A 20521-nucleotide genomic window follows, 5' to 3' on the forward strand; every position below is an offset into this window, starting at 1 on the left:
TCAGTAACCAACTATGATCTGGTCATCTGAGCCACATTCAGCTTCATAACCGTAACCATATCCAGAATCATCGGGAATGGTGACTATGCCACCATCCAGCTCATAGCCTTCCGCCGCCCCGGATTCCACCAGAATATTTACTGGTACGGGAAGTTGGTGCTGGTAGGCGCGGATAACCAGGCGGTAGCTGCCAGGCTCAAGGCTGAAGCTGAACGGCCGCTGCTCGCAGCGCAACAGGTGACCAGTATTCCCCTGCTCGTCGTACAGGCGAGCGTTGATCGGTTCGGCGGCGTCCAGGCTGATGTGGTAATTGCCCGCAGTTTCAATTTCCACGGGAACTACCAAAAAGTCCGGTGGCATCAGCTCGCGAACGGCCAAAGTATTGATGGATACCGAGTCCGCCGGCACTGGCACAGGTACGGGCACCGGGGTTGGCGGTAGTCCGTCAATACTACCAGCCACAGCTCGGCCCCAGGTCCACAACCTACCCACGGCATCAACTGCGAAGCTAGAGCGGCCAGTGGCCAGGATTATCTGCGGCGACGTAATGTTCAGAATTCCGGATACCCGCGCCGGTGTGAGCTGGCTTCTGGGGCCTTCGCCCTGGCCCTCGCCGAGCTGGTCATCACCGAGTTGGCCATCGTCGTTGACGCCCCAGGACCAGATACCACCTTCGTCATCCAGCGCAATACTGTGGCGGCCACTGGTTGACGCTGAAAGTATGCGACCCCGTAATCCCTCGAATAGAACTTCCACCGGGGCGTAACGCTCACCCCAGTCGCCGGTTCCCAAGGCGCCACTGCTGCCGTCTCCCCAGGCCCACACGCGGCCATCCTGGTCCAGGGCTAAACTGACTCCGAGGCCGGCGGTTATGGCTACTACGGAAGATATCATTTCCTCATTCGCAACCAGTACAGGAGCATAACGATCCTCTCTGCTGGAATCGCCAAGCTGGCCGATGTCATTGCGGCCCCATGCCCATACCCGGCCCTGCTCATCCAGCGCAAGGCTGTGGGCAGAGCCAGCCGCCAGCGCCTGAATCCTGAGCTCCGGCTCAGGGAACATAACTCGCCCAAGTGCTGCCTTAGAGCCGGCTTCCTGGCCTACACCCGACTGGCCATTGTTATTACTTCCCCAACCCCAGACATGGCCCTGTGCATCCAGAAGCAAGGCATGATAGTCGCCCGCTGACAAGGCTGCGATTGGCAACTCGGGGCCTTCGATCGACTGTTGAACCGGAAGGTTGCTGGAGCCGCTGGTCACTAGTCCGTAGACATCGTTCCCCACTCCCCACCCCCACAGGTTGCCCTGGGAGTCCAGTGCCAGCGTATGGCGGTAGCTTGGTTCAATTACGGAAAAACTCCGCGCATTGTCGCCAATTGGGACAGGTTCAACCCGTTTTTCCACATAGGAGCCATCCCCAAGCCAGTAAGTACCGTAATAGGCATTACGGCCCCAACCCCAGACGGAATCGCCCATGCTGTAATAAATTCGCTGTCCGTTCCTATCTCCGTTATTACCGGCCAGCCACAGGGAGTCCACCACCTCCAAGTCCGTCTGGGCCTCCAGCCCTGAGGGTGCCTCTACACGAATCTGGGCCAACCCCGGGGCCAGGGGGGTATAGATACCACCGGATACAGAGGCGATAGTCGGATTGTCGATAGAGAACTCCATGTTCGCTATTTGTGAGGACATATCCACGCCTTCGATCGTCCTGCCATTATGCTCAAATACCGCTACCACCTTCGGCGTGAAATGGACGGGATTGGCATTTAACCCCCTGCGGTAAAGCCCGGGATCGATGCTGATTGTCGTAACAAATGTAAGATCTACGGAGGTACTTTGTGGGTCCAGTGGATCGGAAGCGGAAACCAGTTCCACATAATCCGGCACCCCGTCTCCATCGGTATCCGCTTTTAGCGGATCAGTGCCGTAGACGCGAATCTCGTCGTAATTGGAAATGCCGTCACCGTCGGCATCGGCGTCGGGATCGGGATTGTAGGGATCGGATCCCAATTCAATTTCTTCGATATCCAACAGGCCATCGCCGTCACTGTCGGCATAGTAGTTGCGCTTATCCCTCGACAAGGGAACTTCGATTTCGTTGCCGGCGCCGTCAAAAACCCAGGCAACAACCCTTTCCGATGGCAGCAGATCGGCACTGCGATCCGCCAGTGTCAATCGGTAGCGGCCACCAAAATTGTTTTTCCCGGCTGAGGCTGGATGGCCAAAGAAGCTTATGCCGCCACCCCTGGAATTTGGATCCAGGTAAGCTATTTCTCTTTCGACGAGCTGCAAGTATCCATCGCACGCCTCTTCCGCGGGAAGGGAGACCCCCTCTCCGGAACTTTCCTCAGTGACCAACCCGAAAGGTCCGGGAGGTCCGGGAGGTCCGATAGGTCCGCCTGGTTCCTGCGGGCACTGCCAGCTTTCGTGCTGAATCGAAATACCCGTTAGATCGCCGTCTGCGTCTTCCACTTGTATATCGAAGTAACCACCCTGCCTTTTAAGACCGGTACCGGTGAAGCTGAATTCAGTAACCTCAGGCGCCGACGGCTTCAGGGAAATCGGTATTTCCAGCAACTGCGAATCTTCACACCTGCCGATCACGTCAACATAGAGACGTTCGCTCTCTCCGTAACTATTGAGGGCATCGGCGAATTCGCGGTCGATCATCACATCCACCAGCCCCCCCGGCCTCTGATAGGTGGTGGCAGGCAACCCGTAGTCGGGCAGCGATAAACCACCAAAGCCCATATATTCATGGCTGAAGCGCAGGGTCCAGTAGTTGCGGCTCGAGGAGACAATCAAGCCGCCATCCACGCCATACACGATGGAGTCCGTGGGCAGGGGCATGGCGCCGTTGGTCTGTTCCACACTGAGCGCCGGACAGGAACCGCTGGTCACAGACAGTTCTCCGATCTGCCGCTCGCTCGCCCGGATACCGGAGGCGGTGAATTCCTCGATCGACACCGACAGCATGGCGCCATCCATCCAGGGCTCGGCAACCAGCGGTGTTTCATCGCGCTGATAGTAGTTATCCACAATGCTGTGGTTGTGCTCAAAGCTGATTCCGATCCGGCCGGCAAGAGGTGTTATCGGGCCGCCGTAATCGAGCACGAAGTTTGCCGCATTCTCTACTTGTACGGACGAATCACCGACTTCCATCAGCAACAGGTATTCGCCTACAGGCAGTCGCTCCCGGAATTCACTGGCTGACGGTGTCTCCCATTCGTAAGACTCTTGCGGTTCGCCATCCTCAATACGCAGGATCCGGAATCGAGCCACCCCTGGGTTCAACCACTCCCAATCAACAGCCGACAAAACGACTCCATCACCGGGATCGCAGTCGCAGTTCTCACCGTCATCGCTCACTTCAAAACGGTAAGCTACAGCTTCGGTGCCCTGGCGCAGGCGGACGAGTTTTCCCGGCGATGGCAGAGAAAAGACCTGGGCAGCCACTTCGTCAGGGATGTCAAATTCTGTGATATCCCCTACCGGATTGCCATCCAACAGATAGGTCAAGCGAACACTGTTCTTGGGTTCCGAACCGACTTGGTATCGGTGAGGCAGAAGTTGTCCCTGAACCAATTCGAGTTGGGCTCTATTCCCGATAGTAACTGTCGCTGGAGCGTCGTCGTATACCGGCAGCTGCAACGATATTTCGTGCAGAAGTTCTCCCTCTGTGGCGTCGGCGACGCAGAATCCAGTTTCCTGTGAAGTACCGAAGTCCCCTTCCCCTGAAGCCAGGATTTCCCCGTCGGGCAGACTGGTCAGGGTGTAGCTACCGGCACCTTCCACATTTCGACAGCACATGCCGTCACCGTAGCTGTCGAGAATAACAAAGGTGTAGCAAGCGCCGGGCACTTCAATAAATTCTTCGACATAGCCATCGACCTCTCTATAAGGCTCGTCCGGCCCGCTGGCAACCACAGCATTATCGCTTTTCGGATCCAGAATTCTCCAGCTGGTTTCTTGGGGGAAGTTGTCAAGAGCCAGTGCCAGCTTCAGGTTTTCGCTCTGGCTTACAAAGCGGATATCCAGGGCACCCGTCAGATTCTCCGGCACCCCACCCGGCATCACTATGGCCAGGTCCCCCTCGTGCAGCCATTCGCTGTAGACGCCGGGCATGCAGTCTTCACAGCTCTCCATCTCTGTCTTGCTGCGCGCGACGCGTATGCCGTCGATATGCAGCTCCACCGAATAGCCTTCGCCGATATCCCGGAAATCACCCACAAAATGCAGCACCGTGCGCCCGAACTCCGCATTCCGGTACAGCCGGTGCGCCGGCAGTTCGGAGACCAGGACTTTCGGGTATTCTTCGCTGCTGACCACTTCCAGCTCGGCGGAAGCCGTCAATTCCGGATTGGACGACAGGGTGGCGGTTACCTGAACCACGCCTTCTTTCACAAGATCCAGCAGCGAGCCGTTCGGTGCCGCCACCGACCAGTCGGAGCTGGTGACTTGGACCAGCTCATCCAGCGCGGCGCCGCTGACAACCAGGCTGTTGCCGCCGTGCGCCAGGCGCAATTGCAGCGGCAGGCGGTAGGGGGATTCAGCCATAGAGGCACTGATCGTCTCGGGCAGGATCAATTCCACCGCCAGGCTTTCATCGACCTGTACGCTCTCCGCATCCTGGGGATCGCTGCCGGAGACGAGTTCGACATAGTCGGATACCCCATCGCCGTCGCTGTCGCGTTCCAGCGGCACCTGCACATTTGCCGTGACTTCGGTATTCACCGCCGGGTTTTCCAGCAGGGAGATGGCGATCTGCGCACTGCCCGGTTTCAGGCCGCGCACTCCCAGGCCCTCGGCCACGGCGATTTCCGGATCACTGCTGCCGAGTACGAATTGTTCCGGCGCGTTCAGCTCCGCGGCATCCAGCTCGAAACGGAAGCCCTGGCTCTCCATCACCAGGGTGAGCGGTATGGGCGCGTAGGGAGAGGTCACCGGGTCCAACTGGATGCTGGCGCTGCCGGGGATCAGTTCGGTAACAAGGAACGGATCGAAGTGCTGTTCCCGATCCAGCAGGCTGAATTCCAACTGGTTGGCGAACAGCCGCTGCTGCGCAATCTGTGGGTGGCTGGCCGCGGGGGTGAAGAGCACGCGGGTGCCATCCTGGCGACCTTCCAGCAGCGGCAGTTGCAGGCTCGGCCCCTGGATATCCAGGTCTTGGCGCTCGCTGTGGTCGCCATCCAGGAACAGGTGCAGGTCGGCCAGCTGTTGTGGATCCAGGTTGTCGGCAAACCTGAGTCCGAGAGCGACCTCGCTGCCCTCCAGACCTTCGAGTTCGTAGACTTCCTGCGGCACCTGGAAAGCGATATGAAAGGTGCAGGGCTGGAAGCTCTGCGCCAGCACCGCATCCTGCTCCTGCACGCCGCGCAGTTGTGCCCCGGCGGTATCCAGGCTGGCGCAGCGGCCCAGCGGTAGCGGCGCGTCCGGCACGAAACGCACCTGCTCGCCTTCGACTTCCCAGCGGCCCTGCACGGCTTCGCCGTCGATGCTGAGCGCTATGTCCGCCTGCTCCGCAGCCAGTTCCACCGCCTCGTTGAACTGAAGCAACAGCGGGGTAATTTCGCTGTTGGTGGCCTGCTGGAATTCCGCGGAGAGTACCGCCGGGCGGCGTTTGCGGAATTCCAGCGACAAGGGCTCGGCGATCAGTTCGCCGGCGCGGCCGTCGGTATCCTCGGCTTCCACGGTCACCGTGCCGGGCACCGAGGTGGTGACGTCCACCAGCGCCTCGCCCTCTTCCAGTACCAGGGACAGCGGGTTCTCGCCATCGATACTGGCTTCGCCATCCGCGGACAGGGACAGGCTCAGGGTGGTGAAGTCCCCGCCGTAGCGGTAGACGCGGTTGCCGAACCGGTCTTCCAGGCGCGCGCGCACTTCGGCGGTTTCATCCGCTTCCAGCACGCCCTCTTCGCCCTGGGGATGGTTGTCGAAACCTTGCAGGCTGAGTGCGATACCCGCGGGCGCGCCGCTCACTACCTCGAACGGCAGGCTGGTGCGCTGCACCATGGCGGTGTCCGGGTTGTCGTCGTGATCGTAGTAAACCGGCAGCCCGCCGTCCGCGCCCAGCAATTCCACCGCGCCCTGGTAGAGAGACGCGCGGGTGCTGACGCGCACCGGTATCTGCACTTCGCTATCCCGCAACTGCAGGGTGATGCGCTGCCCTTCGCCGAGAGGTTCTATCCCGGCGTTGTCGATAAAGCCGAATTGGAAGCCCTCTTGCGGCAGGGACAGGCGGAAGCTGGCATCCCCGTGCAGTACTGCCGGGTTGCCGCCGGCATCCACGGCGCGGATCTGCAGGCTGGTATTTTCCCCGGCCTCGGTGGCCGGGATATGCGCAACCCGAACGGATGCCAGCTCGCCCGCCTTCACACGCAGGCGCAATTGAGCGGCGATTTCCGGCCGCTCGAAACCGCGGATGCTGGCGCGCAGATCGTAGATACCGGTTTCCAGCGCCGTGGGCAGGGCCCATTCCGCGGCGCCGCTGAGGTCGGTGACGGAAGCGGCGGCGTCCACCGGCTGGCCGTCGCGGCTCAGGACCCAGTCGATGGCCTGCGCGGCCACCGGGCGCGCGGCGCTGTCCAGTGCCTGTACTCGATAAAAGGCACCGGCGCCGGCGTCGACCACGCGCGGATTGAGTGTGCCGTCGCCGTCGTCGAAGCGCAGCTGATTGGGGAAGCGCGACAACTGCACACTGTACTCGGCGGATTCAGCGGACTGTCCCAGGTGGTCCAGGTAGTGCACGCGGAAGCGGAACCGGTCGCCCTCCAGGTCCTCCTCCGGCAGGCGGAAGGTCATGCGCAACCGATCGCTGTTGGCGGGCAGGGTCTTGCTCTGCACCGTCTCGCCGTAGGCGCGGATGCTGATCTGCGCCGGGTCCTGCCCCTCGTCCACCGCCAGCAGGTTACTCAGTTCGACCGCGTGGACATTGCCGTAGAAGTCACTCGGTTCCTGCTCTACGACCAGCGTCGCGGTATCGGGCACCCGGTCCTGCACCACGGTTACCGACTGTTCTAGCTGCCCGACCTGGCCGATATCGTCATTGGCTTCGATCACCAGGGCGGCTTCCGCGGGAGCACCCAGGCGCGACCCGCGCCGGTCTCGCCCGGCCACGGCGATATTGCCAGTGGCGGAAATATTTCCGCTATAGCTGCGCTGATCCAGGGTGAAACCATCCCAGGTGACGCGCAGCTGCCTTATCGCCACATCGTCGTTGGCGGCGACAGTGAGTTTGAACGGCCCCTGCTCCAGCACCCTATCCGGCACACTGACGAGTTGCGGTACCGGGCGGGTATCCGCCACCACCTGATAACTGACGGACGACTCGGACAGATTGCCGGCGCGGTCGGTTACCCGGATGCTGTATTCAAGGGTCTGGTCGCGCTCAGCGGTGCGCTCGGTGAATACCATATCCCCGCCGCCAAAGGCCGCGGCGACAATGGTGCCGTTGCGCCACAACAGCGCCTGGTCGATACCGCTCTCTTCGTCGTTTGCCGACACCCGCAGGGTAAACGGATGCTTCTCCACCACCCTGCCCGCGGAGACTTCGAGGTGGCCTTCGTCGATACTGAAGGCGCCGACCTGGGGCGGATCGGCATCGAGTTCGCGCTGGATGGCCACCGGTTCGGATTCGACGCTGTTGCCGAACATATCGATGGCGCGCACCTTGATCCAGCGGCCGTTGTAAGTTTCGTCGTAATCGCGGCGAATCACATATTCGGGGCCGTAGTGCTTGCCATCGATCTGGTAGGCGCCGTCGCGGTCGGTGGTCTCGGACAAATAGAATTCCACCTGTTCCACGGGCAGAGTGCTGTTGAGCACGTCGGCGCGCGCGGTCAGGGGTTTCGGCAGGTGGCTGACGCCGCCCGGCGCCGGTTCGGTAATCACCACGCGGAAGGGGTTGGCCGGCAGGTCTTCCCCTTGCAACAGCACGCTCCTGGCGAGCGAGCTATGGATATTGCCATTGATGTCCACCGCTTCGGCGACCACTTCAAACGGCTGGCCGTTGCGCAGGAAGCCGGGCACCGGAATGCTGTCCTGGAAGGGGCGCTCGTGGCGCGCGCTGACCAGGCGACCGTTGATCCGGTAGCGAACGCTGGTCAGTCCTGTATCGTCACTCAGGCTCAACCGCAGTTTTTCACCCTGCTGGAAGACGGCACCCGGTTGCGGCAGCAGGGTTGCGGCGGAGCCCGCTTTGTCACCGGATGCCAGGCTGTACAAACGCAGGGGGCCGCCGTTGAGCGCCAGCAGCAGGCGGGAGCCGCTGAAGGCCATGGCGCGCACCCGCGCCGGTTGCGGCAGAGCCGGCGGGCCGGCTTCCGAAAGTGTGGAGGGATTGAGTGCGACAATGCGGTTTTCTTCACCGTTGCGCAGCGCCACCCAGACGCTGCCGTGGGCGTGAGCCACCGCGTCCACCGTGCCCTCGAGGGATACCGTCGTATCCAGGTAGCTGTTCAGGTCCAGACGGTGCAAGGTGTCGTCGGCGGTGAAGAAGAGGTAATCGCCTGTGGTTACCAGCTTATCGAGCCGCGCGGCGCCGCCGTCGAGCAGGTCCACGCGCCGCAACAGGTGTGTCTGTAGCGGCAGTGCTATACCGGAGAGACGGAACAGGCGCCGGCTGGCGGTGGCCAGGTAGAGCACTTCACCGTGGGTGGCCAGGGAGACGATGTTGTCGCCGGGGAGCACGGTCAGGGTGTCTTCCAGCTCCAGGTTTTCGCGGTCGTGCAGTAGCAGGGTATCGCCGGATACCGCGATCAGGTATTTGCCGGCCAGGTGTAGCGACGATGGCAGGCGGTCGCCGTAATTGAAGGTGTGCAGCGGCACGCCGCTGTTCGGCGTGTGCACGCGCAGCTGTCCGGTATCCCGCTCCAGTACATATTCGTAGCGGCTGCCGGAAGCCACGGCGGCCACGGCCGCGGTGAAGGGGCTGCCGATAGTGTCGGGCTGCCACCCCTCATCACCGGCCCGCAGGCGAGCGGCGCCGGCGAGGGAGCCGGCGACCAGGAACTCGCCGTCCTGCACCGCGACATCTACTCCGCTGTCCAGCAATTGCCGCTCGGCAACCAGTGCCGGTGCGCCCTGCTGCAGCCAGCGGTATACGCGACCGCCGGAATACAGTTTGTCGCCGTGCAGGGTGAGTGCGTCCAGCTCGGAGGGCAGGCTGTATTCCCCCATATTGTCCAGGCGGCCGGCCACGCCGGCGTCGACCAGCGACAGGTTGTTGCCGCCGCTGAAGCTCAACAGCAGGTCGTTACCCACCATCGCCATACCGGCAATCTGCCGTCCGGTTTGCAGGCGCGTGGCCCCGGTGCGATCCAGGCGGGTGACGCCGCCCTCGCTATCCGCGAGGACTATGGCCCCGCCGTGGCGCAGCAGCTGTATTCCGCCCGGCTGCGCCAGCAGCATTTCGGCATTCCACTCGCCATCCGCCCGAACAACTCGATACAGGGCACTGTCTGTCAGTACCAAAGTGCCGTCGGCGGCGGCGTTCACGGCGCTGATACCCTCCGAGCCGATTTGCCCCGCGAGTGCCGCGTCGAACTCCGCCTGCGGTGCAATGGCGTTGCCGCTGACGGAGAAAACCCTCAGGTCGCCGTCGATAACCGCAAACAGGTAGTCGCCGTATTGACTGACCGCGGTAACGCTGCCTTGCAGCGGCAGGGTACCGACGGAAGTGAACTCCTCCTGCGGGTCCAGCACCTGGAAACCCTGGCCGGCGACGCTGACCAGCAGGCGATCGCCGAGTCGGGAAAGTGTGGTGATGGCGCCGTCAAAACGCCGCAACAACTGGCCCTGGGCATCGGTCAGGTCGCGTCCCCGGGCGAGCCACAGTTGTTCTACGTCCGACAGGACAATATCCGCAGCCAGGGCCGCCTCTTCGGTCCACTGGTAGCCCGGCAGAACAGTGATGCTCCGCTCGGCGCCGCTGCTGTTGCCCAGGCCGTCCTCCGCCTGTGCGCGGACAGTCAGTAGCTGGGAGCCGCCCTGGTAATCGGGAGCCCGCAACTCCAAAGCCGTGTCGCCACGGGCGAGCAGTTGTCCGCTTGCGTCCTCGACAACGATGTCTGTACTGCCGTTGGGCACCGGCTCTTCCAGGGCAACCTCGAAAACGGCGCCGGCCCGCACCGACAAGGGGGCGGCAATCTGAGGCTGCGGCAGGGTGCGCACCGGCATGACGGTGAGACCCAGTTGTCCGTCGTTGTAGGACCAGTCGTCGCCGTAATAGGCCCGCACGCGCAGGGTGAAGACCTCCCGCTGCGCTACCGCGGGGGCCCGCCAAAGTAGTTCTCCTTCCTCGCTTGCCAGGCGCGTGGTCTGCTGCGGTACGCCGTTGAAATCGAGCAGGGTGATTTCGGCGTGGCGGAAATTCCGGCCCTGCTGGTCGTTTGTGCGGTAGTGAATGGAAATGGCTTCACCGGCGTCGAAGCTGCGGTTGTTTTCCGGCTGCAGGAAAGTGACGCCGATATCCGTCGCATCGCTCTCGGCGGTTGTCAGCGCGAGGTTATCCGCCAGGGTATTGCCGTCGAGCCTGAACCGCAGAGTTTCCGCAACGCCGGCGGCGGGCAGCCTGTGCCAGGACCAGGCGTGCGCGCCGAACAGCGCCATGGGCGCACTGCCCTGATCGCGCACCAGTTCCACAGCGCCCGCCATGGCCGCGCTGTCCAGAGACACTACCAGCGGGATATCCGCACCGCCCGCAACCACGCTGCCCGTGGCGGGCGAGAGAACAGCTGTTGGGTTCTCAGCCGCCGGTACCACCAACGGATAGTTATCCACACGGCCGTGCTGGTGGAGTTCCAGTACAAGATCCGTGGCACCGCCGAGGACGCCGGCCGGGATATGCCAGCGATCGGCGGACAGCTTGCGCAGGGGCAGGGGATTGCCCTGCGGGTCCCGGACCACCGCGGTGGCCCGGCGGTCTTGCAGGCCCTCGGCAATCACTTCGACGCCGCCGGCATGGGCGGCAATGTCCGGACTGGTTACCGGAATGTCCAGTTGCCGGTCGATGGACTGGCGCAGTAGTTGCAGCGTGCCGGCATCGTCGACGGCAGCGTGAACCAGTTGGCCAGGCGCTACCAGCAGGGTATCGACAGGGCCGGCGCCGGCCGGGAACAGCCCCCTTACCTCGCCCTCTTCCACAAGCCACCAGTTTCCTCCGCTTGTGGAGATGTCGCCGGCGTGCACCCACAGCAGTGGGCCGTCGGGAATCACCCGGTCAATAGCATCCGGCAGCACCAGGTGATTTTCCTCCAGCAGGCCCTCCGGCCGCAGGCGGAAGCCGCTGAGTTCTTCGCCCCGCCATACCAGCAGGCGGTCGCCCTGTACGCCAATGCCGGACGCGAATTCCATCCCGTGGAAGGATTCGCGGACCAGCCGCGGGGTATCCGCCATCTCAACAGCGAGAACCGAAATACCGCTATCGCCCAGCACCAGCAGCCGGTCGTGCCAGGCCTGTGCCCGGCGCACGGGCTCCAGCAGGCTGGTGCCGGCAACCGCTACCGGCTGGGCTTCGCCCGCCCGGAAGGCGTCCACCGATTTGCCCAGGCCCTGCCACACCAGGTCACCTTGCACCGCCAGCAATTCACCGGTCAGCGGATAGGTCTCCACCGGGCCCCAATCGCCGGACTCAAGCGCCCAACGGTGCAGTTCCCGAGCCCCGCCCCGCGCCACTTCCCCGTAGAGGGCGGTGCCGGAAAAATGGAGGGACAGTAGCTGCGCATCCCGGTCCAGTTCCGCGATAACACGATTGCCCTGCCGGGCGCTGTGCTCCCACAGGGTGACAGCCTCGCCCGCGACGGCCCAAACCACACCCAGGGGCGTATCCACGGTGGCGAGCAGATCGTCACCGGTCGTGGCCGCCTGCCACAGAACTTCCGAATCTCCCGCAAACAATGGCAACTTGGCCAGCGATTTCTGCGTGCGCGATTCATTGCCCGCGCGATCCTGCAGCACCGCTTCGATTTCCACGCTCTCGCCCGAGCGGCTGACCGGCATCCAGCGATCCAGCCCGGCCATGGGCAGGGCAACCGGAGCGGCGCCGCCCGGGTCGCGGTAGTCGATATGGGAGCTGTCGCTGAAGTCCGGCATCTCCGCGGGCCTATCGGAGCGCAGGCGCAGGCCAGTGCCGGCGAATACGGCGGTATCGGGCAAGGTTTCCAGCACCACTTCTTCGGACAGGCCCTCATCCGCGCGCACATTCAGGAAGGCGTACCCCCTGAGACTGCCGGACTGTACCCGGGCGATCACCACGATGTCCTCGCCGGTTTGTGGCAGGCGCAGGGTGACGAAGCGGCGCTCATCTTCTTCCGGCTCGCGGGACACAGCGACGCAGTTCCGGGGATCGGCCGGCTCGCCGCCCACATCCATACAAAGTTGCGCGGAAGTCACCTGGCGCAGAGCCAGTTCGAAAGTGACTTCTTCATTTTCGTAGAAGGTATCCCCGTTGCGCGGCGAGAGTATGGCCACTTCCGGCGCGCCGTCACTGGGATCGTAAGCACGCAGGGTAAGGCTCTCCGCGGTGCAGTTGCCGTTGGGATCGGTGGCGCGCACGGCGATGGGCACCAGGGGGATTTCCCCGTCGGCGAAGTCGTCGGCGGAAACCTGGAAGCTGTAGCGCCGCGGATCTTCCAGGGTTGTCCAGGAGCCGCCCTGTTCGCAGTCACCGCCGTTGCGGCTGACCTCCACGGCTTCGATGCCGTATTTGTCGAAGGACTGGATCAGCAGGTCCGCGCGCTCGTCAAAGGCGATAAAGTCGCCGTCCCGGGGGGAGACGATATTCAGGGTCGGTGGTGTGCGGTCCCGGTAGAGGGTATAGGCACTCTCCATGCGCTTCTGGCCGCTGAAGCCGAAGGTGGCGTCCAGGTAAACCGGAACACTGATAGAGGGCTGCCCTGCACTGCCCCCGGCAATATCGCGGATCTTCGGATTGAGGAAATTGCGGCTGCCGGACACCAGGCGGCCGTCCCGGGACAGGATCAGCCCTTCCATGGCGTTCATGGGCGGCGCGTTGGCGAGATCGGTGACGCGCAAGGTCAGCGTCTCGAGCATATCCACGTCGCCGGCAATGCGATAATGCAGCGTGCTGCGCACCGCCTCCTCTGCTTCCTCCGGCTCAGTGAAAAAGGCGTCCAGTTCTATCTGTGGATCCCGCAGCCCCGCCTCGAAATTGGTGCGGGCGATATTGCCCTTGCCGTCACTGATTTCGGCGAGCACTTCGAAGCGCTGGAAATCCTCAAGGATCCTCTGGGTGAATTCATCGTCACTGTCGGCACTGCGGAAATTATCGGTGTAGTCACCGGGGTGATGTGGCGATATCCGGTAGCGGTAAACAATCCGGTCGCCGTAGTTGTCCTGCGCGGAGAAGCGCAGACCGTAGCTGCGACCGCGGGTCAGGGTCGTGCCCGGATTGACCGGGACCGGCGTCACCGAACGCGCACCCTCGCGGACCACTTCCAGTGCCGGGTTGCGCGGCGGCAGCAGGTCCTCGGCCACAAAACGCCGCCGCACTTCGCCGTCCGGTACCCCCTGGGTAAATACTGCGTCGGCGGCGCCCGGGTTGCCGTTGGCACCGAAATAGCGGCCCGTGGCCCTATTGCCGGCACTGTCCCGCACGGACGCGAGGCGGAAATCGTAGTAGGCGTTGTGCTCCAGTGCGGCGCCGTCGCGCAGGCGCAGTTGCCAGCGCTCCGGTGCAACCTGTTGCAATTCAAAGCGGCCGCTGATGTCCTCAGCCGCATCTCCGCTGTAGTCCAGCGGTACCTTGGTTACCGAAAATTCACCGACACTGATCGCTTCGTTCGCAAGCAGTTCCATGGGTGCCAGGTAACCCGGCTCGCCGGGCAGGCTGAGCACCGGCGCGGTGTCGTCCACCACCGTCAGCCAGTGCTGCTGTTCGACCATCAGGGTTTCCCCGGTGGCCGCGCGAACGATCGCCAGTTGCAGGCGCTCGCCGGGCACGCCGCCCAAGCTGTCCAACTGGAGCTCGGTGGCGGCGGCATTGCGCGAGAAGGAAACGCGATTCGCGGCCGTCGGTTGCTCCTGGTGATCGACCCTGAGCAGGTGCACTGAGATATCCCCGGCGAACCCCTCGCCGCTGACGGTAATCGACGTGGCGCGGGTATCGCTGACGCTGTCCGCATCCGACTTGGCGGAAACCACACCGTCCACGCCGAGGGCCTGAGTCACGATCAGCGATGCGGGCAGCACCGCGCTCTCGCCGTTTTCCAGGGCGGCCACCACCCCGTGCAGGCCCGCTTCCTCCAGTTGGACATCCAGTGTCAGGCGGGTAGCGTCGGCGGAGAGCTGCCAGTCTTCAGGGGTAAAGGCGGCGGAGCCGATGCGCAGTTGCGCAATGCTATCGAGCCGGTAGCCGTTGAGCGTCAGGGTCACCGGGCGTCCGGTAATGGTGCTGGCCGGGGACAGGGACAACAGCTGTGCCTCCTCGAATCCGAACAGCGGCGCCGCCTCCAGCGACCAGGGCATATCGAATGTCACCTGTCCGCCGCGCACCGAAGTCTCCGGCGCGCCGTTCAGGGCAACCCGGTAGCGCTCGCCGGGCGTATAGGCACCGCCGTGGATACGGAAGCGCAGTTGATCACCGAGCTGTTGGTTGAAGCCCATCAGCGGGTCGGTTTCACCGGAGGCGGTCACTAACAGCCCGACTCCGCGCCAGTTGTCGCTCCGCCCCGCAATACGCGCCACCAGTTCCTGACTGGGGCCGTCGATGGGGCTGGGCAGCAGTTGCCAGAAGTTGTCCAGTGCAATATTCGCCGCCCAGACACCGCGCCGGTTGCCCGGGCCGCCCTGCCATTCCAGGCGCGCCCCGCGGAAACGGAGGTCCAGGTCCCCCGCCGTCAGGCCGTTGCCCGTGCGGACTTCCGCCAGGTAGCGGGTGGCGAGGAGATAATTGCCGCTGTGCGCACCCAGGTCGTACAGTTTCAGGCGGCGGCCGTTGCCCGCCTCGGTAACCGCGGCCAGCAGTTCGCCATTGAGAACCGCCTGGCGCAGACCGGGAATAACGGCGATGCCCAGCCCCGCCTCCGCCTCCGCGGAGCGCAGGCGCGCCATATCGAACAGCTCTATCTCACCCTCACCGACCACCATCAGGCGACCATCGCGCTGGCGCAACCGGCGGGGGTTGAGCAGCAACAGGGGCTGGCTGTGTCGCACCTGCTCCGGCTCGGCCAGGGAACGGTATTCAAGCCGGTCGTTGAACAGCAGGGTGATGCCCGCCGCATCGACCACCGCATCCCGCAGCCCCGGTGCCGGATGGGATGAAAGTGCCAGGGGCGACAGTGAACCCAGGTTGAAGCGATCCTCGCCGCGGGTCAGCAGGATATTGCCGTGCAGGCGCGGATCGCCGAGAGACAAGCCCTCCGGGTTATTCCAACTGTAGTGCTGTTCCGGCGCCAGCGGATTGGCAATATCGTGCACCAGCAGTTGCCCGGCGGAAGTCACCGCCACCACATGGCGGTTGTCCAGCACCAGTTCTTCTACGGTCTCCCCGCCGGCCATGCGATCGGACAGATCCACCTGGGAGAGCAGTTGCGGCAGGCCGCCAGCGGCGGTGGAAAAGAGGGACCATCCCTGCGGGAAGCCGAGCAGCAACAGGTCGCCGCTGCGGGCACTGCGCTCCGCGGCCAACTGATGTTCGGAAACGAAGTCCATGGCCAGGCGCCGATCCAGGTCCGCATCGCTCAGGTCGGCCCGGTTGTATAGCGCCAGCTCCACCGGGCCTATCAGGTTATCCGGCAGGCGGAATACCAGGCGGTTGTGCCTTGTGCGCTGCAGATCGACAGCCGGCTCGCCGGCCACCAACAGGCGGGTTCTGTTTGCGATTCCGGCGCCCTCCACCGCTACCAGGCGCGACTCCCCAAAGGCGAAGCGGGTCGCGGCGGGGTCGAGCGTCGCGTTGACCGGATCGTAGGCACCGACGGCGGTGATACGCGGGTCGGCAATATAGGTGATGGCGCCGATCCGGGTGGTACCCAGGCCGCCATTGATTACCTGAATGGCCACTGGCCGGTTGGCATCCGGTGCGACATCCAGAGCCGGCAGGCGGAAACGGATTTCATTTTCGCTCAGCGACAGGAAGTCTTCGCTGGTGATGCGGATACCGCCCACCACGATAACGGTATCTGCATCGAAGCCGCTGCCGAAAATGGATACTTCCTCGCCGCCGCGCCAGCTGCCGCTGTCGATATCCACAGCCTCCAGGACCGGCTGCTTGCCGGAGACCGCCGTAAAGCGGAACTGGTAGTCCCGATCGAGGCTGGCGCCGTGCAGATCCCGGATGCCGCCGCCAACGCGCACCTGATAGCGCTTGTCCGCGACAAAGGGTGCATCGGGGCGGAAACGCAACTGGCTACCGCCATCCGCCACCTGGTGAACCACGGAGCCGGCCACCGGAGCGCCGTTCAATGTCACCGTGAGCAGCTGCGGTGCCCCCGCGGCAAATTGCTGCGGATCCAGCAGTCGGTTGAAATTGACCGTGACCGGTTCCGCCCGGGGGTGGGCGGCTTCCGCATCCGGTGTATGGGCCATCACCATCAGCAAGTCGTTTTCGACGGTGCTGATACCGCCGCCCAGCTGTTGAATCGCCGCCGCACCTGTCACCGGGTTTTCCGTGGGCTCGCCGTTTGCGTAGGGGAATGCGGAGCCCAGGTACAGCGCCCGGGGGGTGATATGCAGGCTGTTGACGTCGCCGGTGACGGCGAAATAGTGGCGCAGTTCGGGCGCTTCGTTGAACTGGTGGCCAAGCCAGGCGGACAGGTCGTACAGCTGCAGGTCGCCCTGCCCCGCGGCAATATGCAGTGTCTGCCCGGCCAGTTTCATGCGCCCGGCGGTGAGGGAGCCATTGCGCAGCAGATAGGTGAGCGGGCGCTCGGCGGCAAAGCGGGCACCGCCGTTGCCATCCAGTTCATAGGCGACCACGGAGCCGCGCTCACCGGTGGATACCAGCAGGATATCGCCGTGGACAATCAGGTCCCGCGGTCTGAAGCGCGCGCCACCGGCATCCACCGCCGGCACATCGGCGGCCACGTCGTAGCGGCCGCTCAACAGTTCAACGGCCGCCACCCGGCGCCCGATTTCCATGGTGAACCAGAGTTTGTCGCCCTGCAGGAAGAGTTTGTCCGGCGTTCCGCCCAGAGCCAGGCGGTCCACGTGATGCAGTACCCGCAGATTGCCGAATTCATCGCGCTGCAGGATGTGGATGCCGAGGCTGCTGGAAACAAATACCAGGTCATCCCGCGCGACCACCGCGCGCATCCGCGCATCCAGCATCTGGCCGCCGCTGGCTTCACTCAGGGGCAGTTCATTGATCAACAGCGGGTCCGCGGGTACGGTGAGGTCGAAATGGAATACCCGGTTGCCGCCGACAACGTATAGGTTGGCTCCATCCCTGGCCACATCCACAAAGCCATCGGTCGCCGGCAGGCCGCCCGGGACTTCGTGGAAATAGGGACGCTGCTGATCAGCGACCTCTTTCTCCAGTATTCTGGGCCGCACCGGATCCGAGGTGTCGACCACGATCAGGCGCGCGACAGCGCTGGTAAGGCGCTTCACACGGCGGCCGTCGCGATCCTCCACGTCATAACTGCCGCCGGTTACGGCGTAGAGCAGTTGATCCCCTGCCGCCACTGCGGCCACCGGGCTGGGCCTGTCGTCGGGTAAAGCGGCGGAACCGGTGGCGCCGCCGGCATAGAAATAATCGATCGGTGAGAGGGCCATTTCATCGGCAAAGAAGCGGCTCTCGGCGGCTATTTGGGCGTAACCGAAGCTGCCGGACGGCGTGCGTACACGCAGGCGGTTGGCAGAGAAGATTTCCAGGTTGCCCGCCTGGCGGCCACCGACGGTGATCGCCATACCGGGATGGAAGCCCCGCCCCACCAGTTCCAGCCACTCGCCGCCCTGCGGCGGCCCAGTGTGAGGATTAACGGTAAGTATTTCGAGCTTCGGCACTACAATCAGGGCGCCGTCCAGGCGTGCGGACAGGCCGTCGCGATCCACCTGCAGCGGCGCGGCTACCGCCTGCTGCCCCAGGTGCAGGGCCGGCAGCTGCACTTCTATTTGGGTATCGTCCACACCGACAATGGCATCCGCCGGCAGCAGGGTCTGCCCCACCCGTATCGACAGAGCCTGCGCATCGTCACCAAATCCCGTTCCGCGAATAACAATTTGTTCGCTGCCATCGGCATGAACGAAAGGCTCGCCCGATTCGGTATTGTCGACGGTATCTATGGACAGGGGCGCGGCATTCCGGTAATCGAAGTCGAACTGCACACTCTGCAGCAGTGTGCGCTCGTCCAGGGATTGCAGCCCGGCGTCGATGCCGATGCGCAGCGTCGTGTCCACGGCCATGGCCGGCACTATATCGAGATAACCCCCGCGCAGGGTATTTACCGCCTCGACCTCAACCTCGGACGAGATATCCGCACCCTGGGCGTCGGTGAAGGACAGGGCGGAAGCGGCCTCATCGGTATTGATCAGGTCGGAGAAATATACGCGGATATTCTGCTGGTAGCCCAACTGACCACCGGCGGCTGGTTTGATATGGGTTACCGCCAGGTTCGGTTGGCGCGCCGTTTCCAGCCCAGTGGCACCCGCCACCAGCAGGCTGCCATCCAGTTGCGCGAGGGCCCCCGCGTCCTCATCCACATCGGCCCAGTAACTCGCGCTCCACTCTCCCTCTTCTTCCCCCTCTTCCCGCGCGTAAGTCACCAGCCGGCCGTTGCTGGAAATCAGCAGCTGCCCGTGATGCACCAGCAAACTCGGTTTTTTATCGCCCGCAACCACTTGGTCGAGCCACTGCACGGTGGCGGATTCCGGGTCGGCGATATCGGCGATGGTCACCAGCTTGAGCTTGTCTCCAACCTGCAACAGCACAGTCAGCTCGCCACCCAGCCACTTGACGTCCACCGGGCGGCCGGCAAACTCTCCCTCCACAAAGGTAAAGGGGGTAACGCCCGGCGGCGAAGACAGGTACTCGGAAGCGGTATCGACAATGCGCAGGAAGCCGGTACCCAGGTCGGAAGCGGCGGTCATGGCCAGCCAGCCGCGCCGCTCGTCAAAGGCCACATCGGTAACGCTGTAACCGGGCACCGCTTCTTCGCGCACCAGCATCGGGTTGCGCGGATCGCGTACCGATACCTGCAACAGCCCCTGTTCAGAGGCCGCGGCCCAGAGCGTATCGCCGCCCAGTGCCAGGCCGGTGACACTTCCGGTGGTGGCGAGTTGGGACAGGCGCACGGGGCGGTCGCCGATGGTGATATCGTAGATTTCGATACCCGCCTCCATCAGGAAGCGGTTGCTGGCGGTGGGCGCAACACCGTCGGCAACACCCACATACAAGAGTTCGCCCCGGTTTAACGCATCGCCGATTTGCATGGGCGGGTAATTGGGGAGAACCAGTTCGCGCCCTTTCTCCATGCGGTAGGAGAAGTCCCCTACATAGAGTTCGCCGGCTCCACTGCGCAGGTAAACACCGAACACATCGGGCTTCTCCACCCCCGGCAGCCAGAAGGTGAAGTTGCGCAGGTCGATAACATCGTCGTGCAGGTCGACGATCTGGCCACCCTCTTCCGTGCGCAGGGATTCGATCTCCCGGCCGGAGGTTTTGGAGCGGAGCAGTACGCTACTGCCGGGCAGAATGACGTCGCGCCCCGCTGTCACTTTGATCAGGTGACCGCCGGCCACGTCGGCGGAATCCGGGGATAGCGAGAAATCGACGCCGGAAGCGGAGTCACCCAACACCAGGCCGCCGTGGGCCCGCGCGCTGAGCTCGCCGTCGACCACTTCAATGCTGTGCATGCCATTGGCCAGCGGCAGCATTTCCAGAGCCCCGGGAGGGATCTCCAAAGTGCTTTCATCCACGCGGCTGAAAGACACCGGCATGGTGTTGACCCGCACTTCGGCAGTGGCCGAAAAACCGCTGCCGCGAATTACAATCGCACTGCTGTCACCGCGGTGACGCACGCCGTTCTCCACCTTTTGGATAAGTGGCTGTTGTCGCTCCGCTTCAGCTAATTGGAAGTTCAGTGTATAGGGCAGCCACAAGCCGCCGCCGCGCAGGTTTTGCGCACTGTTGATCGCCAGCCGGTAGCTGTGTCCCGGCACCCTGTCCCAGTTGATCCGTATCGACTGTACGCCCTCGCCTTCCGGCTCGCCGGCGGCATCGACCTGTACAGCCACCAGGCTCTCTTCGGTGAGGTTCCGCAGTTCTATTGCCGCAGATTCCTGCAGGGAGGTGAGATCCACCGCTTCATTGAAATGCAGTGACAGCCCGGCGTCGGCGGACACCGGCTCCCCGTTCTCCACGCTGCTGTTCAGAACAAAGGCTCCGGGCAGTTCAAAAGTGCGTATACCTTCGCTGCCGGATGCGGCGATCAGTCGGTCCTTGAATATCCCTACTTGTTCCGCGCGCTCGGTATTGCCCGCGGAGACAACCCGCATGGACATCGGATCACTGATATCCAGCGCGAACACCCCTTTCGCCGCGGAGACCAGCAGCAGG

General features: G+C 63.5%; 1 protein-coding gene (cut by a window edge). It reads right to left on the bottom strand.

The window, feature by feature from the left end:
• A protein-coding gene (locus ACRC0P_RS14205; RefSeq protein ID WP_438631959.1) for an RCC1 domain-containing protein crosses the window boundary here: on the bottom strand, positions 1-20521 show its 3' portion. The gene runs 16109 nt beyond the window's last position; the window shows 20521 of its 36630 coding nt (coding positions 16110-36630); its start codon lies beyond the right edge, outside the window; its stop codon occupies positions 1-3.

It is taken from the genome of Microbulbifer sp. (assembly GCF_051659245.1).
Lineage (GTDB): Bacteria > Pseudomonadota > Gammaproteobacteria > Pseudomonadales > Cellvibrionaceae > Microbulbifer.